The organism is Stieleria maiorica, from assembly GCF_008035925.1.
In the GTDB taxonomy this organism is placed as follows: Bacteria; Planctomycetota; Planctomycetia; order Pirellulales; family Pirellulaceae; genus Stieleria; species Stieleria maiorica.
In genome coordinates this window covers 8,250,758-8,276,440 of the sequence record NZ_CP036264.1, presented here as the reverse complement: position 1 = coordinate 8,276,440, position 25,683 = coordinate 8,250,758, and the positions used below count along the sequence as shown (strand labels likewise).

At 59.5% G+C, this 25,683-nt stretch carries 21 protein-coding genes; 5 read left to right on the top strand and 16 right to left on the bottom strand.

Features of this window, described 5'->3' with window-relative positions:
* Position 1 precedes the first annotated feature (1 nt).
* Complete coding sequence (locus Mal15_RS28000; RefSeq protein WP_147870777.1) at positions 2–877, top strand: polysaccharide deacetylase family protein; 876 nt, start codon at positions 2–4, stop codon at positions 875–877.
* Positions 878–1,015: 138 nt separating this feature from the next.
* Entirely contained in the window at positions 1,016–2,332 is a 1,317-nt protein-coding gene (locus Mal15_RS27995; protein WP_167547095.1) for a tetratricopeptide repeat protein, read from the top strand.
* Positions 2,333–2,382: 50 nt separating this feature from the next.
* Here the strand turns inward: Mal15_RS27995 and Mal15_RS27990 are convergent, their stop codons facing one another.
* The 14 genes from Mal15_RS27990 to Mal15_RS27925 all read right to left on the bottom strand — a co-directional run bounded on the left by Mal15_RS27990 (position 2,383) and on the right by Mal15_RS27925 (position 19,999).
* On the bottom strand, positions 2,383–2,856 hold the full coding sequence (locus tag Mal15_RS27990) for a hypothetical protein (RefSeq protein WP_147870775.1): 474 nt from the start codon (positions 2,854–2,856) through the stop codon (positions 2,383–2,385).
* 56 nt (positions 2,857–2,912) lie between these two features.
* Complete coding sequence (locus Mal15_RS27985; protein ID WP_147870774.1) at positions 2,913–3,275, bottom strand: response regulator; 363 nt, start codon at positions 3,273–3,275, stop codon at positions 2,913–2,915.
* Positions 3,276–3,318: 43 nt separating this feature from the next.
* Positions 3,319–3,795: a chemotaxis protein CheX gene (locus Mal15_RS27980; protein WP_147870773.1), complete on the bottom strand. Its 477-nt coding sequence runs from the start codon at positions 3,793–3,795 to the stop codon at positions 3,319–3,321.
* A complete protein-coding gene (locus Mal15_RS27975) occupies positions 3,761–4,585 on the bottom strand; it encodes a CheR family methyltransferase (protein ID WP_147870772.1) in 825 nt (274 codons plus the stop codon). The genes Mal15_RS27980 and Mal15_RS27975 overlap by 35 nt, the downstream gene beginning before the upstream one ends.
* Positions 4,586–4,614: 29 nt before the next feature.
* The gene (locus tag Mal15_RS27970) at positions 4,615–5,721 is read right to left on the bottom strand and encodes a protein-glutamate methylesterase/protein-glutamine glutaminase (RefSeq protein WP_167547094.1); all 1,107 of its coding nucleotides are present in this window, start codon (positions 5,719–5,721) and stop codon (positions 4,615–4,617) included.
* A gap of 19 nt (positions 5,722–5,740) precedes the next feature.
* Positions 5,741–6,634 carry an HDOD domain-containing protein gene (locus Mal15_RS27965; RefSeq protein ID WP_147870770.1) on the bottom strand — a complete coding sequence of 298 codons (894 nt, stop codon included), beginning with the start codon at positions 6,632–6,634 and terminating at the stop codon, positions 5,741–5,743.
* A 296-nt stretch (positions 6,635–6,930) separates the two neighbouring features.
* Positions 6,931–8,505, bottom strand: coding sequence for a methyl-accepting chemotaxis protein (locus tag Mal15_RS27960; protein ID WP_147870769.1), 1,575 nt, complete (start codon positions 8,503–8,505; stop codon positions 6,931–6,933).
* 95 nt (positions 8,506–8,600) lie between these two features.
* The gene (locus tag Mal15_RS27955) at positions 8,601–9,050 is read right to left on the bottom strand and encodes a chemotaxis protein CheW (RefSeq protein WP_147870768.1); all 450 of its coding nucleotides are present in this window, start codon (positions 9,048–9,050) and stop codon (positions 8,601–8,603) included.
* Between the two features lie 44 nt (positions 9,051–9,094).
* On the bottom strand, positions 9,095–11,356 hold the full coding sequence (locus Mal15_RS27950; RefSeq protein ID WP_199773748.1) for a chemotaxis protein CheA: 2,262 nt from the start codon (positions 11,354–11,356) through the stop codon (positions 9,095–9,097).
* A 259-nt stretch (positions 11,357–11,615) separates the two neighbouring features.
* Positions 11,616–13,442 carry a cation:proton antiporter gene (locus Mal15_RS27945; protein ID WP_147870766.1) on the bottom strand — a complete coding sequence of 609 codons (1,827 nt, stop codon included), beginning with the start codon at positions 13,440–13,442 and terminating at the stop codon, positions 11,616–11,618.
* Between the two features lie 54 nt (positions 13,443–13,496).
* Entirely contained in the window at positions 13,497–14,744 is a 1,248-nt protein-coding gene (locus Mal15_RS27940) for a RimK family alpha-L-glutamate ligase (RefSeq protein ID WP_147870765.1), read from the bottom strand.
* A gap of 73 nt (positions 14,745–14,817) precedes the next feature.
* Positions 14,818–15,279 carry an ATP-dependent zinc protease family protein gene (locus Mal15_RS27935; protein WP_147870764.1) on the bottom strand — a complete coding sequence of 154 codons (462 nt, stop codon included), beginning with the start codon at positions 15,277–15,279 and terminating at the stop codon, positions 14,818–14,820.
* Positions 15,280–15,929: 650 nt separating this feature from the next.
* On the bottom strand, positions 15,930–16,940 hold the full coding sequence (locus Mal15_RS27930) for a polysaccharide biosynthesis/export family protein (RefSeq protein ID WP_147870763.1): 1,011 nt from the start codon (positions 16,938–16,940) through the stop codon (positions 15,930–15,932).
* A 104-nt stretch (positions 16,941–17,044) separates the two neighbouring features.
* Positions 17,045–19,999, bottom strand: coding sequence for an AsmA-like C-terminal region-containing protein (locus tag Mal15_RS27925; protein ID WP_147870762.1), 2,955 nt, complete (start codon positions 19,997–19,999; stop codon positions 17,045–17,047).
* A gap of 246 nt (positions 20,000–20,245) precedes the next feature.
* On the opposite strand from Mal15_RS27925, the gene Mal15_RS27920 reads away from it, so the two are divergent.
* From Mal15_RS27920 to Mal15_RS27910, 3 genes are all read left to right on the top strand, one after another.
* Entirely contained in the window at positions 20,246–20,686 is a 441-nt protein-coding gene (locus Mal15_RS27920) for a hypothetical protein (protein ID WP_233903076.1), read from the top strand.
* Positions 20,687–20,899: 213 nt separating this feature from the next.
* Positions 20,900–21,388 (top strand): hemerythrin domain-containing protein, encoded by a 489-nt coding sequence (locus Mal15_RS27915; RefSeq protein ID WP_147870761.1) that lies wholly within the window; start codon positions 20,900–20,902, stop codon positions 21,386–21,388.
* A 48-nt stretch (positions 21,389–21,436) separates the two neighbouring features.
* Positions 21,437–21,892, top strand: a complete 456-nt coding sequence (locus Mal15_RS27910) for a CBS domain-containing protein (protein ID WP_147870760.1) — start codon at positions 21,437–21,439, stop codon at positions 21,890–21,892.
* 14 nt (positions 21,893–21,906) lie between these two features.
* On the opposite strand, the gene Mal15_RS27905 is transcribed toward Mal15_RS27910, so the two are convergent.
* Together Mal15_RS27905 and Mal15_RS27900 are read right to left on the bottom strand one after the other, a co-directional pair.
* Positions 21,907–23,580 carry a hypothetical protein gene (locus tag Mal15_RS27905; RefSeq protein WP_147870759.1) on the bottom strand — a complete coding sequence of 558 codons (1,674 nt, stop codon included), beginning with the start codon at positions 23,578–23,580 and terminating at the stop codon, positions 21,907–21,909.
* Between the two features lie 380 nt (positions 23,581–23,960).
* A complete protein-coding gene (locus tag Mal15_RS27900; RefSeq protein ID WP_147870758.1) occupies positions 23,961–25,598 on the bottom strand; it encodes a hypothetical protein in 1,638 nt (545 codons plus the stop codon).
* Between the last annotated feature and the right edge of the window lie 85 nt (positions 25,599–25,683).

Here is a 25,683-nt window from a genome sequence, read left to right as displayed (position 1 = left end):
GATGAAGAAAGCACGAGAAATTGCGTTACACGCGTACTACTACGGCACGTTGCCGATGCGAATGCGGTACCGCCGTCGGCTGGAGGCCGCGGGACAGGCACCGCTATGCGTGTTGTTTTATCACCGGGTCGCGGATTCACATCCCAACGGTTGGACAATCGGAAATCGCGAATTTCAACGCCAGATGCGTTGGTTGAAACAGAACGCCGATGTCGTTTCGCTGCCGGAGATTCAAACGCGGATGCGACGTGGCCGCAACGATCGGTTGGCCGTGGCGGTGACGTTTGACGACGGTTATGCGGAAAACTGTGAACAAGCGATCCCGTTCTTGATCGAGCACGAGATCCCGATGACGTATTTCGTGGCCTTGGATTTCGTCGTCCACGCTCGGCCTTTTCCGCACGATCTGGAACGGGGGATTCCGTTGCCAGTCAATACGCCGGATCAGCTCCGCCAGATGGCTGCATCGGGGATCGAAATCGGGGCCCACACTCGCACCCATTGTGACGTCGGGGCGATCGCAGATGCGGCAACGATGGTCGATGAAATCGTCACCGCGACGGAGGAGCTTGGCCGATTGGTGGACCGGCCGATCCGCTACTTCGCATTTCCGTACGGACAGACGAACAACCTGAGCGCGGCGGCGGTGCATCTGGCGGGTGAACAGGGATTGCGGGGCGTGTGCTCGGCCTACGGCGCCTACAATTTCCCCGGCGCGGATCCGTTTCACATTCAGCGTTTTCACGCGGACCCGGAGTTCATTCGTTTGAAGAACTGGGTCACGATCGATCGTCGCAAGGTCGGTTTTGGGCGTGGGTACACGTTTCCCGAAACCGACGTCAGGGTCGTCGATATCGCTGCCGCGACGATCTGTTAAGCTACGCGAGTTCCTTCACACAACTCGCGAGCGGGATCCGACGCTGCGGATCCTTGGGGTGATCACCACTGGATGGCCAATCAACGTCCACCGCGTCGGCGTAAACAACGACACCGTCACGCCGATTTTGAACAAGCAATGGTCGAACTGGCCCAGCAGGGCCGGTTCAATGAAGTCGTGGCCGCGTGCGAACGACAGCGGAAACTCGTTCCGTTGTCGACGTTGGCCAGCCATGTTTACGGCGTCGCGTTGACCCGGCTAGGGCATTTTGATCAGGCGGTCGAGATGCTTGAGCTTGCACAGCAAAGCAGCCAAGCGGAACCGAACGCCGCGCAAGCGTTGGCGATCCGAAATGATCTGTCCAAGGCCTATTTCGCCGCGAAACGGCATGACCAAGCGATCGAGGTTTTGACAACGCTACGACAGCAGCATCCGGATGAAATCGCGATCGCCCGCAATCTGGTCTTGGTGCTAGAGGAATCCGAGCAGTGCGAAGTCGCGTTGAGGCATTGTCGCGCCGCGGTCGAGCGTTGGCCGGGCGATGTACAGCTGGCGGTTCAGCTGGCGGACTTGTTGATGGCGACCGAGTCGTGGCGGTCGGCGGCCGACGCCTTGTCGCGGGTGTTGACGTTGGATCCTGGTCACGCCCGAGCGAGGAGAAAGCTGGTCACGGCGTACCGAAGGTTGGACGATCAAGACGCCGTCACCCAAACGCTTCGCGAATGGCTGGATCAAGAGCCCGACAATTCGATCGCCCGTCACCTTTTGGCCGCCCAGGAATCGCTGGCCGCGGGCGCCGCGGCGGCGCCCGCGCGGGCGCCCGACGACTATGTTCGCGACGTGTTCGATCAATTCGCCGAGACCTTTGACGATCAACTGAACTCACTCGGCTACGCGGCGCCGCAGTGGGTCCGCACGCTGCTTGCCCGATTGGACGTGGCGGCCGATGGCAGGCATTGCGTGCTTGATGCGGGCTGCGGCACAGGGTTGATGGGGCAACCTCTGCGTCCGTATGCATCGGAGCTTGTCGGCGTGGACCTGTCGCCCAAGATGCTCTCTCGGGCCCGAGATCGTGGCTACGACTCGCTGGTGTGCTCGGAATTGGGGGCGTTTTTGATCGATCATCCGGAGCAATTTGATTTGATCGTGTCGATGGACACGTTGATCTACTTTGGCGAATTGTCCGCCGTCTTTCGCGCGGCGCATCGGGCGTTGCGTGGGGATCGAGCGGCGCTGGTTTTTTCGCTCGAAAAATGGGAGGTGACGGATCCGACGACGGGGTATCAATTCAATGCGTCGGGGCGGTACGCGCATCATGCGGGCTATGTGCGCGAGACTCTGGAGCGATGCGGATTTTCGGAGATCCGGATGTCAGAGTCGGTCTTGAGAAAAGAGGCCGGCAAGGACGTCACCGGTCTGTATTGGACGGCACGAAAGAGCGGCCGGAGTGATTGACGGAGTCGGACGAACGGTTGGCGGAGTTGGATGCGGCGGTGCCGCTCTACTCACGCGCAGTGGATCAAACGCAGGAATCCGCTTCCGTAGCGTTCGATGTTGACTTGAAACGCGTCGCTTCTCCAGGTGGGTTTCATCGGAGGCGTCTCGGCCTGTTTTTCGAATCGCACCTCGCTAAGTACGACGCGACGGCTTTGCGGGTAAGAGAACAGGTTGACGCAGATGTTGAAGACTTCGTAGGCGTTGGCTCTCAGATTGGCGGACAGTTCGCCCGATTCCAGACTGTCGTCGACGACGCCCATCGGGATTTGCGTCAGCGCGGCGCCCAAAATGGAGGCGCAGCGGAGGTCACACACGATCTGGCCGCGAATCAGATCGTGACCGTCGGTATAGGTTGCGACGGCCGCCAGTGGCTGGCAGAGTTCCTGGGACTTGATTTCGGTGGTCGAAACCTTCAATCCGAACAGGTGAGTCATGAATTTGCCGATTTCGTCGGCAAGGGGAGCAGGGCTGGCGATAGACATGGAATCAGTCAAAAACGGTTGGACGGGGCATCGTGACTTCGGACCGCAGTGACACGCTAGGCGAGGATCGGATCGAGTGCGGCTTGCATCGAGCCCGGCGTGAAGGGTTTGGTGACGAGGAAGTCGGCGCCGGATTCGTGAGCCAATTTCTTGGTTTCCAGACTGCTTTCGGAAGTGATAAAACCGAAGCGGACGCGGTTGCCCGAATCACGAACACGTTTGAGCAGGTCGATGCCTTTCATTTCCGGCATGTTCCAATCCGACAGGACAAGGTCGGGAGATTCGCTGGCGATCTTGGAGAGCGCCTCGATTCCGTTTTCTGCTTCGATCACGGTGAAACCGCTGAAGTCGGTTTGCTTGAGTGTACGGCAGACGATCATTCGCATTGCTTTGCTGTCGTCGACGATCAGGATTTTCATCTTCGTTCTCCTCGAAACGATGGGCGATTAGTCGGGGTGGGGCTCATTCTTGGAACAGCACGATGGTCAGTGGGGCACCGCAAACGTCTTGCACGATCGTCAGTCCGCCTGACGTCGGATCCGGTTGGGCGGGGCCGACACAGGGCAGCGAGAGCGTGCAATCCTGGTCGATCATTCCTTTCAAGTTCCCACCGATGACATTAACGACTTCGCCGAAAGCGTCCAAAACGTCTTCGTCGTCCAGGACGCCAGGAGCTTGCGCAAACATAGCACAGGCGATGTGTCGGGCCAGTTTCTCGGGGGCGTAAATCTGCAGAGTTGCACTCCAGTTTCCGGCGATCCGAATGGCCGCCATCAGTTGATCCCGGCCGCCGGATTCCGGCGACGCGTCCCATGCCAGACGCGGCAATTCGAGCATCGTTGCCAAGACGTCTTGAACCATCGGGGCAAGCGTTTCGGGGCCGATCTCGGCGTCGCTCGGCCGCTCAGATGGCAGCGGGTCGATAATGGACGGTGTCATCGATTTCTTTCCTTTGGTAGGGAACGCACAATCCGATCAGGGTTTCGGCCGCTCCGATGAACAGATAGCCGTCGGGACGCATTGCACCGCGAAGTCGTTTCAGAATGTCTTGTTTGGTCGGTGGATCGAAATACAGCAGCACGTTGCGAAGCAGCACCAGGTCAAACGGCCCCAGGTACGGCCAGGGACGCAACAGGTTGATGCGATGGAATTGGATCCTCTGACGCAGCTCGGGTTTCGCCTGCCACGCCGTACCGTGACGATCAAAGTAGCGAAGCCGTTTTTGTGGCGGCAACCCGCGCGCGGTTTCCAGCTCGCTGAACGCGCCCAGTTCCGCCCGCCGAATCATGTTCTGTGACAAGTCGGAAGCCGTGATGCGGATGTCCCAGTCATCCAGGTCTGCAAAGTGTTCACCAAGCAGCATGGCCATCGAGTACGCCTCTTGACCGCAGGAGCACGCGGCGCACCAGATCCGCAGGTGTTTGCGGTCAGCGTTGTTCGCGATGATTTTCGGTAGCACGCGGTGCGCGATCGTTTCGAAGACGTTGGCGTCGCGAAAGAAGCTGGTTTCATTGACGGTCACGGCTTCGGCCACTTGCGCCGAAAGGTCCGCGTCATCGCTGCGCCGCAACCGCTGGACCAGGGACGTCACGCTGGGCAACCCGACGGCCCCGGCGACCGATGCCAGGCGTTGTTCGAGCACGGCGGCGTGACGTGCCGCAAGCCATTGTCCCGATTGACTGGCGACAAGCTCGCGTAGGAAGGTGAAATCGGCAGTGGCGAGAGACATTGCGACGGCGACCGGCTGTGTCGTGGAAATCAACTGGACGAGACGGTCATGGATTCACGCACGCCCGAACCGACGACGCGAACGACGTGGGAGGCGATTTGGTCGAGCGGTAAAACGCGATCGGCGAACCCGGATTGGGCCACTTGGCCGGGCATTCCCCAGACGATGCTGGTTTCCTTGTCTTGGACAAAGACTCGGCCGCCACACGATTTCAGGGCTTTGGCGCCGCGCGTTCCATCCTGCCCCATCCCGGTCAAGACGATTCCCAGCGAGTGTTCACCGAAGCATTTGGCCAGCGAACAAAACAGCGGATTGACCGAAGGGCGGCAGGAGTTTTCCGGTGGATCTTGGTTCAACCGCACGCGGACTCCGTCGTGCTCGCGCGAGGCCAACATGTGATGATCCCCCGGGGCGATCAGGACGGTCCCCGGGGTGAGCCGATCGCCATCGACCGCTTCCCGCACGTCGTGTCCGGTTTGGGCGGACAGGCGTTGGGCCAGCAATCCGGTGAACACCGGTGGCATGTGTTGAACGATCAAAATCGGCGCCGCGAAATCCTCGGGCAGTCCCGAGAGCAATTTGGACAGTGCCTGGGGGCCTCCGGTCGAGACGCCGATGGCCACGGCAGCGACGTTCGGTTTAGCGTCCTCGGCTTCGAGGGATTCGTAGGACGCGGTGGGGGCCAGATCGGCGCCCGGGGCTGCAAGACCGGAATCATCTCGCTTGCCCGCGGTCCACTGCAGCAATTTGGGAATCAGGTCACGCCGCAGCGACTCCAGAGCCTGTTGGATGTGTCCGGCGCCGGTCGGTTTGGTGGCGAAGTCGGTCGCGCCGGCGGCGATCGCATCGAGCGACGCTTCGGCGCCGCGGTTGGTCAGCGAACTGAACATGATGACCGGCAGTGAACGATTCAGTTTGCGGATCTCCCGCACGGCCTCGACACCATCCATGACGGGCATCTCGATGTCCATCACCACGATGTCGGGACGGGTTTCTTCCAGTTGGTCGACGGCCTCGCGTCCATGCTTTGCCTCGCAGACCACCTTCAAGGACGGCTCCAGGTCAAGCGCGGTTTTGATCAACCGGCGCATGATCGCGGAGTCGTCACAGAGCATGACGCGGATTTCTTTGTTCATTGTCTGACTTCCTTCGACGTTAGGAAAGATCGCTGGGATCACCCTGGGCCTCGGGCAGGACTTCGCCGAACAGCGCATCGACGATTCCGTTTTCGTTCTTCAGCAATTGCGGGTGTCCGATCTTGGCGATCACGTGTGCCCCGCGGTTGAGGCCGACGTCATAGTCGGTGGCTTCTTCGTAGCGTTGGAAGTGGTTGGCGATGTGGTCCGCGGCGGCGACCAACGCGATCAGCTTGCTGTCCGGGTGATGGGTTTCCGGCAGGTGGTGCAGTTCGATCGACGCGACCAAGGCACGGGGGAGTCCGTTGTGAGTGGCGAACCAAGCCCCGAAGGCACAGTGGTCGATGCCCAGGATCTCGTTTTCGGCCGTCAAGCACTGGCCGTCTTCGACGAACGCCAGCGGATCGGCCTTGGCGAACGATTCCGGGGCGGCGACGGCCAACAACAGGCGGCCGAAATCGTGCAGCAGTCCCGCCGTGAATTCTTCGCCCTCGAATCCCATGCGAAGTTTTTTGTTGATGTAGGTGGCTGCCTTGGCCGTCCGAAAGCTGTGTTGCCAAATGACTTCGCGAACCCACTCCTGTTCCAACGGCATGCTCTTCATCAAGCTGGCGGCGCTGGAGGTCAGGATCAGATTTCGGCATTGCCGCAGTCCGAGCCGAACGACGGCTTGGCGGAGACTGACCACCGGGGCGCTGGCTGCAAAATACACGCTGTTGGAAAGCGACAGGATCTCCGTGGCGAGTTTGACGTCGCGTTCGATCACGCCGGCGAATTCCGAGGCGACGCAGTCGGGATCCTGAGCCAACTCCAACGCTTCGGTGGCAACGGCCGGCAGCATGGCCAATTCGTCCGACCGCTTCAAAAGGGCTTGCTTGAGCTTTTCGGGTGGTGAGCAGGTTTCGACGGTCATCTGATGTACCACGTATGATTATTGCGTAGAAGAGTCGGGCAATTGTCGGTGGCGTTCAGCGGCGGGGTCGGAACGAAGTCCGAATTTTGCAGAACGTGAGGGAAGACGGACAGACGCGTCAAAAGGGGTCAGGCCCCTTTTCCAGCTTCAGCCAAGACGCTGAGCCGTAGGCGCTAGCCTCGGGCCGTACCGCCGTATGAAAAAGACGTGTCAAGGCCCGCGGCTAGCGCCGTCGGCTCACTAAGTCCGTTCCATTCGGGCCTGACGCCCTTTCGCAGCGGTCCCCTTCGCGGCCGCTAGAGCGTTTCCAGGAACTCGTCTTCTTTGGCCGCCGCCAGGCGATACTTGCCTTCTGCGGGGACTTGGTCGGACGCGGTGTCGTCGCCGGAATCGTCTCGTCCGGCGAACTCGCCGGATTGCCCGACCAGCAACATCAGGTCGGCGGCCAGCCGTTCGATGCTGGCGGCGGTGACCAGGGTTGCGTCGCTGCCGGATGTCGTGCTCTGGGCCGTCTCGGCAACCATCGTGATGCTCTTGACGATTTCGTAGCTGCCCGAGGCGACGTCGGAGATGTTGCGAGAGATTTCGGAGGTCATCGCGGTTTGTTCTTCGACGGCACCGGCGATCACGTTCTGGCTCTCATCGATCTCGCGGATGATTTCGCTGACCAATCCGATCGCGTTGACCGCTTCTTGGGTGTCACTTTGGATCGCTTCGATGCGTCCGATGATGTGTTTGGTGGCCCGGCTGGTTTCTTTGGCCAGTTCCTTGACTTCGTTGGCGACGACGGCGAATCCCTTGCCGGCTTCGCCGGCCCGTGCCGCTTCGATCGTCGCATTGAGGGCCAGCAGGTTGGTCTGCTGGGCGATCGAATTGATGACTTTGATAACGTTGCCGATTTCGGCACTGCTTTCGCCCAGCCGGGTGATGGTGTGGTTGGTTTGTTCGGTCGCGGAGACGGCATTGCGGGCGACCGAGGCGGCGTTGGCGGCGGTGGCGGCGATCTCCTTGATGCTTTCTTCGAACTGTTCGACCGCGGTCGCCAAGGCGTGTGCGTTGGCGCTGACTTCCTCGGCCGCACCACTGGCCATCGTGGCTTGAACGGAGGTGTTTTCGGCGTCGCAGCGAAGTCGCCGGCTGACGTCGGTCAGGTCGTGCGTGGACAGGTAGCGGAGATTGGTTGCCGAGCGGCGCAGCGGTTGGATCGTTTCGCGGGCGACGTAGGACCCGAACCCGGCGATCGCCAACAAGATCACCGCAGCGCCGGCCCATGACAGGGCCATGCGTGCATCGACCAAGGCGTCCACGGCGGCTTCGTCCGAGGCGTTGCGTCGGGTCGCCATCGACGCGACCGCATCGACGGCCGATTTGTGTTCTTCATACAACCGCCTCATCGTGCCCCGGGAAAGCGATTTGGCAGTCGCGACATCACCGCTTAAGCACGCCGGAACGAATTGCTGGTCACGCACGCGGAAGAACTCCATCGCCGTTTCATAACAGTCGATGGTTTTCATCTTTTTCATCGCCCCGTCGGTCAATTCCTGTTCCCAGAAGCGATGTCCGGCTTCGAATTTTCGTTTCAAGTCGGTGCCACGTCGGACCAGCGATTGAATCTGGTCCCGTTCGATCCCCTCCTCGACGTCATCGGCCATTTCCAGCGACAACAGGTAGGATTCGATCAAATTGTTTGACGGCGGAATCGTGTCCGAGATCAGGTCCTTGCCCTGGATGATGCGGTTGTAATACGGCCCATGGACTTTGGCGACCGCGAGCGTGTTCCAGGACCAAAGTCCGTAGCCGATGAACGAAAGTGCGCAGGCACCGACCAGGATGAAGATTTTGGTGCGTACGGTGAGGCGTTTGAAGGACACGAATCGATTCCTTTTCGGGCGAAACGGTTGGACGTTGTTGGGGTGGCGGGCAGTCTGGCTTGCTGGGCAGTGTGGCTTGCTGGGCAGTGTGGCAGTCAATGGGCGACGGTGGCGACGCGGTCGGCATCAAGGATCAAGAGCAGGCGTTGTTGCAGTTTGTAAGCGCATTGCAGGAACAGGCGCTGCTGGCGTCGGAGCGTTCCCGGGATCGGTTCACAGTCCGCTTGATCGACGCGAACGACGTCACAGATTTCGTCGACGAGCAAACTGACCGGTCCTTCGGGCGAGCGAACGATCACGTTCATCTCTTGTCGGACGTTGGATCCGGCCGGCAGCCCGAGTGCGCTGCGCAGGCTGAGGGTGCTGACGATGTGGCCGCGCATGTTGATCAGCCCACGGACGACGCCCGGTGCAAGCGGGACGCGGGTGGTCGGCTGGGTTCGGAGGACTTCTTGCACCTTTTCGACTTCGATGCCGTACAACAGCCCGTCGACGAGGAACGTGCAATACGAATCGGCTCGGTGGTGCGTGGTGGTGTTGGTCATGTAGGTGGTCTCGGGACGAGCTCGCCAATCGGCGGGCCGTCGTGCTATGCGGCAAAGCCGGCCTGGTCCCATTGCCGGAGGGCGTTTTGGAGGAATGATTTCAGGTCGATGACCTGGGTGACACGTCCTTGAATCACCAAATGAGTCGGATCGCGGTCATCGTCGGCGATTGATTCGCGCAGCGATCGTTGCTGCAGGATGTCCAGGATCGTGCCGACGACGACCCCGGCGACACGATTTCCGTCCCGGAAGACGACCGTGTGCAAGGGCGACGAGGTGCCGCCGTGTTGGGACGTCATCATGAGAGGTTGACATTCAAGCGACGGGCTGAAAGCGAACAACGGAATCGTCTGGCCGTGGTATTGAACGACATCAAATCCGCCTAAATGTTCCACGTTTGATGCGGAAAACTCCTCCAACCGTGCGACCGAGGACAACGGAATCGCGGCGCGGGCATCGTTTCCGATGTCGACGATCAACAGCGATTGTTGTGACGCGGCGTGGGGGCGTTGGGAGGGCATGGTTGTCGGCAGCTGGCGTTCGGTCTGGCCATCGGTGACACCTCCGGCCAGGGCCAAACCGATCGGATCCAGGATCAAGCAGACTCTGCCATCGCCCATGATGGTCGCGCCCGCATACACGGGGATGTCTTTCAGGTGATGGCCGAGCGGTTTGACGACGATCTCTTGGGTGTCGGTGATCTCATCGACGACCAACCCGAATTGACGCCCGTCGGACTGCAGCACGACGATGTTCAGGTCCGTCGGTCGATCACCACGATGACGCGGCGGGTGCAGGCCCAATTGTTCGTCTACATAGACCAGTGGCAACAACCGGTCGCGAAGCCGGAACATCGGGGCATCGTGAATGAATTCGATCTCGTGTCCGGCCCGCTGGCTATCGATGTGAACCAGTTCGATCAGACTGACCTGTGGGATCGCGTATCGATCGCCGTCGGCGGTGATCAGCAGGACGGGAATGATCGCCAGCGTCAGCGGAATTCGGATTCGCAGTGTGGTGCCTTTGCCCGGCTCACTTTGAATGCTCAACGTCCCACCGATCGACTCGATATTTGTCTTGACGACATCCATTCCGACGCCTCGGCCGGACACGTTCGTCACCGACGATGCGGTCGAGAACCCCGGCAACAGGATCAGGTTGGTCAATTCGCTTTGGCTGAGCTTTGCAGCCTGTGATTCGGTCAGAATGCCTTTTTCGATCGCTTTGGCGCGAACGGCGTCGGTATCGATGCCGGCCCCATCGTCGATGACTTGGATGATCATCTGGCCGCCTTCGTGGAACGCTTTGAGTTGCAGCGTGCCTTGGGGGCGTTTTCCGCAAGCGATGCGTTGCTGCGGCGGTTCGATGCCGTGATCGATCACATTGCGGACGATATGGGTCAACGGATCCTTGATCGCTTCCAGGACCGTTTTGTCGATTTCTGTTTCCTCGCCCTCCATGCGGACGTCGATCTGTTTGCCGCAAGAAGCGGCCAGATCACGAACGACACGTGGCAGTTTTCCCCAAGCGTTGCGGATCGGTTGCATCCGCGTTTTCATCACGCCTTCTTGCAACTCCGTCGTGATCTGGTTCAGACGCTGTGCCGCGGCCAGCATCGGGGCGTCGTCCATCGATCGGCTGAACTGGACAATCTGATTGCGTGCCAGGACCAGTTCACCGACCAGGTTGACCAGTTTGTCGAGCAATCCGACATCCAAACGCACAGAGGCATCGACCAGCGAGGGTTCCTGTTTGGAGGGAGCCGACGCTGCGGGACCACTCTGGGTGGACGCGTCGTTCGCATCGCTCGCCCCCTTTGCGGTGACATCGTCGGAATTCGCCTCGTCCGGTTTCTCAGTGGCGATTGCGTCTGCGGGGGCGGTTGTGGCATCCGCCGGATCCGAGCCCTCCGAATCCTGCGATTGTTCCAGTGCCGCTTGCAGACGGTTGACCAGTCCGTCGTAGTCCTCTTCGCCTTCACCTTGCCCCAATTCGACGCGTTGCAGGATCGCGCGAATCGCATCGACCATTTCAAGCAGCGTGTCGGCGATCGGACGGGTGAGTGTCAGTTCTCCGTCACGCAGCGGCACCAACAGGTTTTCGCCGACGTGGGTGACACGTTCCAATTTGGGCAGGGCGAGGAATCCGGAGGTTCCCTTGATGGTGTGGACGGTGCGGAAGATGCTTGCCAGCCGCTCGCGGTCCTCGGGCGTACCTTCCAGGGCGACCAGATCACCGTCAAGCTTGTCGAGATTCTCGTAGCTTTCGACGAGAAATTCCTTGATGATGTCTTCGAAACCGTCCACAAACAATCTCCGGGTCTGTCCCAATGAGGGGCAATCATCGGAGAGCGTTTCGCGCCCGCGTTTTTTACGTCAATCGCCCCCGATTCAATGGTTGTCATCGAATCGCCGCGTCCAGACTTGCCAATTGATTGGTGAATCTGAACGAGTGAATCAGAAGGGTTGACGAAGGTGGCGTCTTTTCTGAATAGGCGAATGATCAACATCAGCACATTGAAAGCAGTACGGATGGTTGGACGGTTTGGTCCGACCGCACGGATTGCTAGGTCGACGGGTCTGGCTGAGTCGGGTTGACGAGTGCCAACAAGGTGTCGCCGGCGGCCGGCGCGGCCGGTTCATCGGTGGTGATGATCTCCAGCGACTTCTTTTCGGTCAGGATCGCCAAGACGTACTGTTCGCTGTACAGCTCTTGAAAGTCTTTGAAGGTGAATTCATCGCTGATCGCGGTGGTCTTGAATTCGAACCCTGCAGCGAACAGTTGGTTGATGCGTGTGTGGGTCAACCCGGGTTCGAACAGTTCACGGCCCATCAGGTGCCGCGTCATCCCGCGAGGGTTTTCTGATTTGAAGGTCAGCTGATAGGTGTTGGCCCGTCCGAAGATCGATCGACATTCGCGGACGGCCAGACTGTTGACTTCGTCGTTGGGGGTCATGGCCAGCATGTGTCCGATTCCCGACAACGGCAGTTCTTCGCGAGCGTGTTCGTTCATGAGGTTGGCGCAGATCGCCTCCAACCCCTCCAATTTCGCCTTGGTGACCTTGCGATAGTTGGTGTCGATCATGACGACCGGGCAACCGACTTTCTTCAGCTCCATCGCCAAGCGGATCACCCAGTCGTCCGCCCCGGCGATCAGCAACCCGTTGCGATTGGGATCGGAAAGCCCCAGCCAGCGAGCAATCGGGGACGCCAACAGGCCATAGACGGCGACGGTGCCGACGATGACGATGAAGGTGATGGTGGCCAGCTGGTCGGCGTCGGCCACATTGATTTTGGCGGTCTGTTCGATCCGCAACGCGAAGATACTGCTGACCGCCGCCGCCACGATCCCGCGCGGGGCGAGTGTCGCGATGAACGCTTGTTCGCGGAGATTCAGCCCGCTGCCGAGCAGCGACAGAAATACCGACGCCGGGCGGACCACCAGGATCAACACGGCGACGAACAACAAACCGGACCAGCCGACCTGTCCGACCGCGCTGATGTCGACGCGAGATCCCAGCACGATGAACAAGCACCCGATCAACAGTGTCCGCAGGTGTTCTTGGAATTCGATGATGTGTTCGATATCGAAGTTGTGTTGGTTGGTCAGCCAGATTCCGAGCACGGTCACCGTGATCAAACCGGATTCGTGCGCGAAATGGTCGCTGACCGCAAACAGCAACAGCGCGGTTGTCAATGCGACGACGCCGTGCAGGTGATCGGGAATCAGGTAACGCCGGATGCCGTAGGTCAACAGCAGACCACCGGCCGCCCCCAGCACCGTGCCGACCAGGACCGTCCATCCCAACAGCATCGCCCCCTGCCCCAGGTTGGCCTGGCCGGGATGCAGCAGCAAGATCTCGAACACCAGAACCGCCAGCACCGCTCCGATCGGGTCGATCACGATCCCTTCCCACTTCAGCGTGTTGGAGACACGGCGACTCGGTTTGACTTGCTGGAGCAGTGGGCCGATGACGGTGGGACCGGTGACGACCAGGATGGCGCCCAGCAGCGCGCTCAACCGCCAACCGAAGCAGAAGCAGAAGTGGGCGGCGATCGTGGTGGTGATCGCGGTGATGGCGGCACCGAGCGTGCACAGTCGAAACGCCGGCGAACCGGCTTCGCGCAAGTCGCTCAGCTTCAACGACAATCCGCCTTCGAGCATGATCACGGCGACCGCCAACGACACCAGCGGAAACAGCAATCGCGGGCCGGTCGTGGTCGGGTCGCCATTGACCAATTCGGCCAGCAGGTCATCCGGACGCGTCAGTCCGCCGACGGCCACGCCGATCAAGAGCAACAGCAAGATGCCGGGCAGATTGGTCCGCCAGGCGATCCATTGGGCGGCCACCGCCAGGGCGGGAATCAACGCGAGGTAGAGTAGGAATTCCATGAGCCGAGCTTGCAATCGTGTGGGGGCGTCAGGTCGGTCGTGCAGTTCGGTCCGTCAGATCGCTTCTCGCAGCGGGCCGGGGATCGGATCCTCGTGATCTTCGTGCACCTGATTGGCCACCGGCAATTCCGGCAATTCTTTGACGGCCGGTCGTCGTCGCCGGCGCGTCTTTTTGGGGACCAGATGGCGGAGGGTTTCCAGTTTACCGAAACACAGCAATCGGTCGCCGGCTTGAAGTTCACGATCGCCGCGTGGGTTGGGGATCACCGAGGCATCACGGTAGAGCGTCAGCACGTTGACATGATTGTCTGTCAGCCCGCTGCTGGCAATCGTCGAACCGACCATGTCGGCTCCTTCGGGGATGCTGATTTCCGTCACGCCATAACCGCGGCTGACCGTCAATCGTTGTCGCAGATCGATTTCGGGAAAGTCGACGTGGGAAGCGATGTGGTCGACGATCGCCCCGGCGATATCCAACTGGGTGCAGCGTTCAATGCCCTCCAGGCCCGGCGAGGAGTTGATTTCCATGATCTGGGGGCCGTCACGGCCTTCCAACATGTCCACGCCTGCCACGCGCAACCCCATGATTTGGGTGGCCCGCAGCGCCGTGTTGCGATATTCGTCATCCAGTTCGATCGCTTCGGTGACGCCGCCGCGATGCACGTTGCTGCGGAACTCGTGACCCTGAGCGACACGCCGCATCGCCGCAATCACTTGATCGCCGACGACGAAGGCGCGGATGTCGCGGCCCTTGCTTTCGGAGACGAATTTTTGAATCAGGACGTTTTGGTTTTGACTTTGCAACAGTTCAACAATCGTCTCGGCCGACTGAATCGTCTCGGCCAACAGCACGCCGATCCCCTGGGTCCCTTCGAGCAGTTTGATGATCACCGGCGCCCCGCCGACTCGCTCGATGGCCGGTAACACGTCCCGTTTGTCACGTACAAACGTCGTGCGGGGGATCCCGATTTGGTGGCGGCTGAGAATCTGCAGGCTGCGCAGCTTGTCACGTGAATTGGCGATCCCGGATGACGTGTTGGCCGAAAACACGTTCATCTGCTCGAACTGCCGGACGACCGCGGTGCCGTAGTACGTGATCGATGCGCCGATCCGGGGCAGGATCGCGTCGTAGTCGCTGAGATGTTTGCGGCGAAAATACAGATCCGGCGCACCCCGTTCCAAATCGATCGCGAATTTTAACGTGTCGAGCACCTTGACCTTGTGCCCACGTTGGACGGCCGCCTCGCGCAATCGACGCGTGCTGTAGGCCCGGGGGCTGCATGAAAGGATTCCGAGTTTCATGGGACCATGTCTGGCGGGGTGGGGGAGTGGAGCCGACGCTGACGGCGACCGCGAGTGGAAGAAACGCGAACACCTAGGGGTGACGTTTCCGCTTTTTGGGGATTCCCCCACGATAGGACTTGCCGGGATCGATCAAAAAGCGTCGGCGAAACGCTTCCCGTCCGAGCAGCATTCGGAAACCCATTTGGTTGCGGTCGGCCAACGTCAGTTCGATGTCGAATTGTTGGCCCATCAGTCTCACCGCCGTCTTCACCACCGGGCGGACCTGCGTCTCGCCGCTGGAACTGCGGATCGCCCGCATGTCGATCACCGGAGCGGTCGATTCGATCTCCCACGTCTCGTTCCGCTGGACCGGATTGACTTTGAATCGCGCCCATTGCCCACCGTCTTGTTCAAACACCTCGATGTCGAACGCATGCAATGAGGAAGATCGGGCGCCGGTATCGATCTTGGCCTTGATGAATTTGATGCCCAATTCGGGCAGGGCGATCCATTCGCGCCAACCAATGATCGGCAGGTTGGTTTTGTCGGTCATCTCTGTTGTGATCGAGAGGTTGGGGGATCACCGGTGGTTCAAAACGTTCCAGTTGAACCTCACCGTGACGATATCGCACATTTCATCGGGATCACGTCCTCAGTGCAAGTGAAGGTGGGATATTCCGTTGGGGGAGTGCGTGAACCATCGGTATTCGGCGATTTCCTGACTTGATTTCAAGTTTGGAATGAATGTTGCTTTCCGATTGCCGATAAGCCATTACCAGATTCTTCTCATCATCGGAAGCGAGATCACAAATGAGCACAATCAATCCGCAAGCGGCGTCTAACGGTCCTTCAACTTCCCAGATCGTCATTTCGACAGTCCATGGCTTGCTGTTTACGGTCCCCGCCGACTGGTTAAAGAGTTCAAATAGCGGGCGAGTTGCTAGCGATTTGCCGTCTTCTGCAGCAGCGCCCGCTGGTCGCACCGTGCGTGAAACTCGATAGTCGTTTTCGGGGCCCGTAGAACCCTGGCGTCCGGTCCAAGTCGAACGCCAGAGGAAAGATTTGATGACCCAACCCTCCCTCGGGGAGGTCGTGCGTTTTTTTCCGCCAAAGGCCGTTCACGCCCATGGCCTAGCGGCACGACGTTTCCAGGGAAGGTCGCGGAGGCGTGAGCCGCGCAACGCCCCAACAGTCCGCCATCCCCTAACCCTGCAACGATCCGAAGTCGAGTTCACCATCCAGGCTGGGTGATGTCTCTTTCGGCGGTTCGGCGGGCCGCCGCAACGGTTCCACCGCGTCTTGATCTCGCGGTGCCGATGGGACGTATTCCTGATCCGGGATACTTGCGTCGGGAACAAGCGACCCGGGCGGATCCATCGGCGCGATCGAATCGACCATCGGTGCGGCGAAATTGGGCAGATCGGTGGGGGCGACGCGGGGGTCACAGCAGGCGACTTGTCGCTTGCAACAGCGGTCACAGGTTCGTCCGCCAAGCAGCGGCCCGGTGAGTTCTTCACAGAGCGATTGACGAGACACAAAGATCCGGTCGCCCGGTTTCAAGTGATAATTGGTCGTTGTATCGCCCAGTTGGGTGATCGCCCGGTAGCAGACCGGCAGCGTGACCCGACAGGATCCCGGTTCGGTCGGTCGGGCGAGCAACAGATCGCACGCCGAGGCCCGCGGCGTCAATCCACCGGCTTCCATGATCGCGTCCAGCACGGTTTCATGGCCGGTCAACGAATAGGCCCCCGGCGAATTGACTTCTCCGATCACGTAGTAGCGGTGAATGGGATCGATCAATCGGACGTTGACGTGTGTCGGCCGGTCGGTGACTTCATAGATCAGGCGTTGGATGGCCGCTTCGGCTTGTTCCAAGGTCTTGCTGGCAACGACGACGCGACCGAAGCGTGCCAGATCGATCGTTCCGTCGGCGAGGACGCGTTGATCGGCGGGCAGACGAAAATCGACATCCGCGTCGATCGTTTCGATCAGCAACTCGTCGCCGGGTTGCAGGTAGTGGGCCACCTGGACCTCTTTGGACAATTCACGGGCGACGTCCAAGTTGCGCGGCGTTTGTTCCAGCACCGCCTTGGTATCGTCGGTCATCACGTGGGCGACCGGATAGGTTGAAAACCCGAGCGCACTGCATCCCGCCAGCAGCGGCAGTAGGGCCATTTGCAAGAACAACGGGATCAAGTTTCGCGTGGTAGTCATAACCGGAGTATCGGCATGACCGGTCGCACCAGAATCACAGAAACAGACCAGGCGTTACAGTTTCACCACCCGTTACGGATTAAGACGTCGGGGGGAACGGATCACTAATCGATCAGCAGCGAGTCGGCGATGATCAATCCGAGTGCTTGTTGGCGTGCAAAGCGACTGGCGTTGGCTCGCAGCGTTTCGCCGGTCATCAGCCGGATCACCGGATCACGAGCCGGACCGACCATCTGAATCACGATGGTACGATCGCTCAGAATTCGATTGACCGCACCGATCGGAACGATCTCGGTCAGTGTTTCGGTGCCGAGTCGTTGAAGCAGCACGTTTTGGCCTTGGAAGTTTCCGGTCGAGATCACGGTGTCGATGTCCAGTCGGCGATTAAGCAGGCCGACCTTGCCGCTGGCCGTGACCTGGACGCGATCGGATGTCATCGCGACCGATTCCAACAGCAAGTCGCCTTTGCGGATGCGGCCGACCGCTTCGCCCTGTTCGAATCGGACACCGACCAGCGAGGTCGCGCCGAGCAGCGAGCCGGCTGAGGAAAGTCCAGGGACGGCGGTCGCGTCGGTTCCGCCGAGGCGCACGCGAAATTGGCCCTCCAAGTCGCGCGCGTCTTTGATGTTTCGCCCTCTCAGTCGGAAGTCGCCCGTCAGGTCACCGCGACCGATCGTGCTGGTGCCCACGTAGGTATCCAGCAAGGACTCGAAATCGACATGGTTGACGCGCCAATTACTGTCCAAGTGGACTCCGTCCACGTTTGCTCCGGCCGACCGAAACGCCAGATTCCCTGTCACCCGGCCGCCGGCCAATGTGGAACGAATGGCGGGAAAACGTGCCCTCCAGGTCAGCGGAGTGAAGTCGACGGTGACGTCCATCGGACTGGTGGCGTCGCCGACGGGCATGCCGAATGTTGTCCCTTTTTCGACCCGAACCGAACCGGAGATGCGGAGGGAATCGACCAGCCCGTCCCCGCGACCGGTCAACGTCGCGCGTCCGATGACCAGACCTCCGACCCACTGGTCGGCTTGCGGGTGAATCGGCAACAAGATCCTGCGGCCATCGGCGCGGTTCAGCCTGGCGGTCAATAGTTTTTCGCCTTCCCCGAGCGTCCAACGGCCTTCTGCATCCAGTTGGCCGCCGGCATAAGTGCCGCGGACGGACTGAATGACCGGCGTTAGGCCGACCAAATCGGCGTCAATTCGTAGCGTCCGGGCGACCAACACTCCGTCAGCGGTTACCCCGTCCAACCGAATCGCCAGGGCCGCATTCGTCTCGGCGGTCTCGGACGTGATCGACATTGCGGTGGTCGGCGTCACGACCAGCCCCAAACGTCCGTCATAGCGGGACCGGTTGGTGGTCGTCAGACCGATCAGGCGTCGCAGCGAAAGTCGGTCGAAACGAAACTCGTTGAAACGCAACGTCGCCGGAATCTGGTCCCAACGGGTTGTCGTTTCAAGTGCCGCGTCGGATTCAATCAAGAAGGTGCCGCCCAGCAGCGTTCCGCCTACCGACAGTTCCAGCGACTCGGGCGCCACCTTGGCCTGGACGTCGGCTTGACCGACCGTTTCCTGGCCGATCTTCAACGCCTGCACCTGGATCGAAAGTTCTCCCCGATGAACATTGGGTTGCATCAGTTTGTCCGCCGGAGCACTCCACCGGACGTCGCCGGAGGTCTGTACCGACAGTTTGGCGTTCTGGGCTAGCGCGCCGAACGGCAGCGTGAATTCCGGATTGATGTTCTGCCAACGCACATCCAATTGATGCGTCAGGGCAGCGTCCCGAGCGAATTGCCCTTCGCCGGTCACCGTACCGCCGAAGAGCTGTCCATTCAGATTGCTGAACCGTGCAATTTGATCCGTCGTTTCGAAATCGGCATCCAACGACTGAACGATCAACTCGGGCGGCGGAGCCGATTGCGGTGCGCTGTTGTTCGCCGAACCGGCCGGTCTGCGAGCGGCAATGGAAACGTGATTCTCCGTCAGACGGATGTCGTGTTCCAACAAGCCCAGTTGCACGCCACCGAGTGCGACCGAGGGAGACGCGACGGTCAGGTTGGCGTCCAGCGTTTTGACGGTCGTCTGCGGTCCGATTTCGCCGTTGACGCTGCCTTTCGCATCCAGTTTGCCCTGCACGATGGATTCCGCGTCGGCCAGGATCAGTCCCAGCAGCTGGTCCAATGGAGCGTCGTTGGCCGACAGGTTGGCATTGAACGCAGTGGAGTCGGCGAATCGGACATTGGCGTCGGCGTTGATGAAGAAGTCGGGACGGTCACGCGATTCGATCCGCAGCTCGGGCAGGTGCAGTTCACGCTGTTCCCAGCGGAACTGTTTGGCGGCCAAGTTGAATCCGATCGCGGGAGTGCGGCGCAGGTCGGTCGCCGCTAAATCGCCTCGAATCGTCAGATGTTCCGGCTGGCTGAGCTGGTCGACTTGCCCATCGACGGAGACCGTGGCGGTGACCGCGCCTTGGACGACACCCCGGGCATCGACGAAACCGAAACGCGAGAGCAGCTTTCCGATCGGTCCGATACGTAGGTTGGCGGTATTGACCTCGGCGTTGAACTTGCCGCGAGGCAACAGTTCGGCCGAAGCGGTTCCGGTCAGCCGACCGCCGCCGGGAGCGACCTGGCCGGACTCATCAAGTTGCTCGATGCAGCGCAGGGCGTCCAGGTCCAATCGGCCATCGGCATAGGTCACTTCGGCTTGAAATAAATCGAACCGGATTTGGTCGGCGACCAGATCACGGATCGTCAGCGCCCCTTCGATCCGATAGGCCTTGCCGGTGCGAAGTGCGTTCAGCGGAACGCTGACGTCGAATTCCACCGTCGCCAGCCCGTCGACTTTGATGGGCAGCCCCAGGCCGATCGCGCGCAGTTTGTTGGCCAAGTCCCCCACGGCGATGTCTTTGAGCGACCAGTGGGTGGTCCAGTAGCGATACGTGGGCTGAGCAGGGACCGGCTGAGCAGGGGCCGGTGGATTCTGTTGCCCCGTCGCGGGGGACGCGGCGAGTGCGGCGATCAGCAGCGGGATCAACAGGTTTGCGGGACGGATCATGATTTCGGGATACTCGATCGCGATCGCGTTGGCTAGGGCAATCCGGTTGGAATGTGCGTATTCGCCCAGCTGAGGCGATTTGGCACGACATCCAGTCCAGCGGAGTGACCGCGGTGTGGATTGGAGCCGTACTTTACGTGCGGCACAGCGATTGCTTGCCTAGGGGACCCCGGTTCGCCGGCGCTGGCATCGGGACAGTGTTGGCCTTCGAATTCGGTGTGCACCTTCAGCCAAAAGGATTTGACGATGAAACGACTCGCCATTGTACTTCTGATCGCATTGCTACCGGTGGTCGGCTGGGGAATTGGGCCACAAGCGGCATCCGAGACGAGGGATCCGGCGCCGAAGCTTGATCAGGACGATGCCAAGACGATGAGTGTCTGGATGGAGAAGAAACTGAAACATTCCCAAGCCATCCTGCGTGGGTTGGCGATGGGCGATTTCGAGGACGTGAAATACAACGCCGGTCGGTTGAAGTTGCTGAACCGGGTGGAGGGATTTGTGCGTCGCAGGAACCCCGATTATCGGGTGCATTTGAACACGTTCAGCCGCGTCAGTGCGGAAATCGAGCGTCAGGCCGAAAAGCAGAATATCGAGGGGGCGACGCTGGCCTTCAACCAACTCACCGTCAGCTGTGTCGAATGCCACAAATCGCTGCGGAATGATGGCGGGCCTGAATCCGAGTGAGGTCGCTGTTGTCGCCAAACGGCGGCCGAACCATGCTCGGCCGAACGTCCCGATTGAATTCTCCGATCAGCACGGCTCGGCAGGGCGGGGACCGACCACCCGTTATTCGATCGATTCTTCGCGATGGACGGCATCGGTTTTGCAGTACAATAACGGGCAACCTCTCGGGCTTTCCACCGAGCGCGGAAACGCGCACCTACGTTGGAGATTGCGATGAACAGCAAAGGGACCTCCGAACTTTGTCATCTGTTCGCTGACTGGCGAACCGAAGACCGGAAACTGGCCGCATGTGTCGACGAGATCCGTGACTGGATGTCGGAGGTCAATCAGTTGGGGGTCCCGCATTTCGGCGAAACCGCATCCCGATTACAGCCGCTGCGTGACTGTTTGACGGAGCACTTCGAGCGTGAGGACACGATGTTGGCCAAGTTGGCCGAGCTCTATCCCGCCGCATCGCCGGAGGTCAATGCGTTCAAGCGGCAAACGAGTGCGGATCATCGTCTGTTGCTCTCTCGTTTGGACGAACTGCATGACCGGCTGAAGGAGGTGGATCCTCCGTTTGCCAGTTGGACCGACGCGATGGACGAAGTGGACGTGTTCTTCGAGGAAATGGAGCAGCATGAACGCAGCGAAGCGGATCGCGTTGGCATGTTGATGCCGGGGACGAGCGATCCGGGAGACGGTTTGGTCGGCGGATCATGATTGTCTCACCTGCAAGAATCCGCCGGAGCGTCAAAGGGGAGCTTCAACATGATTTCTGAATCCACGGGCCGGTTACTCGTTGCCGACGTGATGAAGGGCAAGGTCAAGACGGTCTCGTCCGAAACGCCGACCGGCAAGGTCTTGGAGATCATGGAGGAAAATCAAGTGCACGCGTTACCGGTCGTCGACCATGACAAGTGTGTGGGGATCGTCACGGCGACCGACTTGGTGAGGTTGATTCGCGAGACCAACGCGGCACTCCGCAGCGGTTACCCGCACTACGAAGACTGCTTGTGGGCGGTGGACTTGGCGCATCGGAAATTAGATCAACAACCGGTCCACGAGATCATGAGTGTCTCGGTCGAGACGGTCTCGCCACAGACACCGCTGTGTGACGCCGCCAAGCGATTATCGACCTGTTCCCGCCATCACCTAGTTGTCGAAGAAAACGGCAAGCTGGTCGGTTTCCTTTCATCCTGGGACGTGGCCGGCGCGTTTTGTTAGCGTTTATTTTGGCGTTACAATCTTCGGTTCCGGACAAGCGTTTGATTTGGAGATCGTGTGCTCTTCAGGACGGCTGCTGTCGAACGGGCGCTCGGAGTCGTGAATTGGGCAATAAAGCTGAATCGATGGTTGTCACCGCTGTTTCCGTCCTGAATTTTGCGGTACCCATATTGGTACTCGATCCCCAACGCGACCGAATCCGTTGCATTCCACAACAGGTTCCACCAAGCCTGCTGAAGCACTGCATTCTGGTTCGCCATAACCGCATCCGAGTCAACAAATCCGTACGCAATGTTGGTCGTCAGGTTTGACAGTTCATCCGATCGGCTTAACACCTGCTGAAACGCAACGTATCCGCCATAGTTCGTTAAAGCGTTTATTTGTTCGGGCGACGTGACGACGGCCGCATCGACACCGCCGAAGATGTACCCGCCGATTCCTTCACCGCCAACAGCGCCACAGTAAATCGCTCTTGTTCGTTCGGAATTGGCTCGCCTTCCAATGAAAGATAATCCCCACCCGTCGGTCGTGCGGTCGACAAACGTCGGGCTAATGAATCCGATCGGCCGATACATCGCAGCGATTTGATAGCTGTCGAAATCGTCAGGGCTGAATCTGACTCGCGATACGAATGCCGGCCAGTCATGAAGGTCTTGGTCGTTTGCGATGACGTCGCTCGCAGTGAATGATTCTTCAATCGCGAATGTTGTTTCAATCGTATCTGAATCCCAATGGCGCGTGAGGCGGATCTGATTGATACCAGCATGTGTAAACGTACTTGGATCAATTACCCCGGGTGCTCCAACGGGAACCGCACCGTGAGATACCAACATTGGTGCTGATCCCAGGTCACCAAACGCGGTTTCCGCCTTTCCAATCAGAAAACCGAAGTCTCCGGAGTACCCCCGGGCAAAGTAGCTACGCCCACGCAAATCTCCACGACCGGCGTAGAAAAAATCTGCATAGGCCTGCAGGAGATCTGACGCAAAGAGGCCCTTGAACGTATTGTTCAACTGTGCCCGAACGGGGATATTCTGCAGGCTATCTTCCAAGTCGTTGAAGACCGCATTGCCACGCTTGCGCGCTGCTGCAGTGTTGTCCAACGCAATATTGCCAGGAAAAAATCGATTCGGTGTCGACTCAAAAGCGCCCGTGTCATAGTACACGCCGGGACGGACCTGCAGAGCGTAGGACGTTGTCGGCAAAGCGTTGGCGTATTGCGTTCCTATCGGCAAGGCTAGGAATTGTAGAAGCCGAGATTGTGCGGCAACGCTCAACCCGGGATCGGAGACCAATGGATTGGCGTGAAAATCGTTGGGATCAGCCGAAGGCGGCAACTCGTCGAGCGGTAATCGGTATTCCCTGCTATCGGAATCATAGAACAATGTCGTGCCATCTTGAGGGTGGACTCGGTACCGAGTGATGCCCACCTTTCGCAGGCAATCATCTCTTCCCAGCATTGAATTGATGGCTCGATTGGTAAGAGACGTCGCAGCGACGCATTCCTCCGATTGCAACCATTCGGTAGGTGTGTCCCCTGAGTGCGCTGGGCCGTCGTTCAGGCTCGATGGCAATTGGAGTAGCGAAGCAGGGTCGTGTTCTACTTCGACTTCAGGGTCCACTGCATTGGCCGGTACAAATGCCAACAACATGAGGTGGGTCATAAAGATAATTGCAATTCTGCTCATGTCGGTGTCAGCATTTCGGCCTGATAAATCAATTACATTTGGTGTAATCGGTCAAACTTGTGACGGAGTCCAGCCAATCGGGGGAAAAGGCGCCTCCCCACCAAGCCGAACCGAAGTTGGGTCTGGATCTTGCGGGGACTGATCCGGTTGCGGCCCAGGCAAGGCTGCTAATCGCGGTCGGCGAAGTGGGCAAAACCGGTCGCAATGTGGGTTCCATCCACCAGAAACACCGGGCCGCAATGACTGAAAGCAGCGATGCAGTTGAGTGAGTTATTGAAAGAGCACCGTTCAGCAGGCAGATGGTCTCTGTCGGCAGACGGCTGTCGCTGGAGGTCGCGAAATCGGCCCGTCAGGTAGGAAGGTCGCTGACCGCGATGTCGTCATTGGGAAGGCAAAGTGTCGCTGCGGACAAAGCAGTAAAGATGCGATTGGTTTCCATGCGTACTGACGTAAACCGCATCGTCGGCCAATAGGATATCGCCGGGATAACCGAACGCCTTCAAACGGGTCATCGCTTTCGTATGCGGATGCGTGACCAACTCGGAAAAACGGGGGAGGCTGTTGAATTCATAGCTCCACAGTTTCTCTCCCGTCGCGGTGCTGTGGACCTGCAGCGAGCTATCTGTCGTCAGGTAAAGATGCCGACCGCTGACTGCCAGAGTGTTCTCCGTACCGCGGCACGCGTATTGCTGATTGCTTTTGGGAAGGTAGCGATTCATGCTGAACGCACAGTGGCCGTCCAGTTGTCGGGGCGGTAGCTTGGCCGACCACGCAATGGTCCTCAGGTCAAGCGACAGCGCGACGACTCGATCCACCAGATGCAAGTAGAAGTGTTGATCGTCAACCGCCATCCCAACACCCAACTCCAGATTCGCGTGCCCAAAGGTACTCTGTTCACGGACCGGCGGTAGAATCGCCGATGGGATCACTCCATCGATGGAAAAGTCATCAATTTTTCGGCGGACGATTCGCTGTTCGCCGGCGGTGACTCTTTCCTGACAATAGACGAATTGACCGTCAACGCTGATGGCCATCGCATTGACGGCGTTTCGTGCGCGATTGGTCATTCGTTGGTCGTCGCTGGTCGGCATCGGATCTTCGAACAGATCCTCTCCGGTCGGGTTGTCGCGATTCGTGACGCGTCGTCGCGCAAGGATGACGCCCCGGTCGTCTTCGACTCCGACTTTGATGTACTCCTGCCAAGAAAAAACCGCATCCGGCCGGTGTCCGCTGAGCCCTCCGCGGGTAAACAGGATCAATTGGTCGTGATCCCAAACGGCGCAGGGGACGGAGACGTCCCGCAAAACGACTTGATGTTCATCCGGTCCCCAGCGGACCAAATGGCTCCCCCAGCGGTAACTCGCGCCGGCATCGATCCAAGCCCCGCCGCCGTTGAGATAGAAACGGCCCTGCAACCAGCGAGGTCCTTCACAGGCGTGCCCAGCGATCTTTTTCCGCATGTTGATCTGGGTCAGATCCAACGGCGAGAGACTTCCGCCGGAGTCGATTCCGAAAAGCCGCTGGCCTGAATAAAAGTTTCCATAGAAAACGAAGGGGGTTCCAAAACCGGGATCGTCGTGAATCGAAACGACACGTTTATTAGCCAACGGTTGCGATTTTCCGTCAGACGTCCGCCCCAGAAACTCTCCCGTACGACGATCAAAAACGGCGACGCGTTTGCCACTGGTGTAAAAACCGATTTCAAACGCGTAAAGGAAATCTTGGTCCATCCGCCAAGCGATCCCCAATCCGGCGGGGGAAAATTCGAACGGTCTTTTCCGCCCAAACAGAATACTGTTGTCGGGAGCGAGCGTCGGGTTGAACTTCGACAGATCGATCGTCCATTTGAGCGTAAGTGGCGGCCCCGGCGCATCGGCCAAGTGCGCGCGGCCATGGGACGGTCCGCGGTACCGGCACCACAAATCGTCTCGTCGCGGCTCGTCGGCCCCCAAATGGCTGGCGAGCGCGAGGAGCGCGTAGACCACAAACGCAAATGGACGGATGAGATTGCAAGACATCGTCCACCCACAACACTTCATCACTCGTATCCTTCACTCACTGGCTGATCGATCGAGTTCGCTGGACGTCCGACAACGGGGGTAC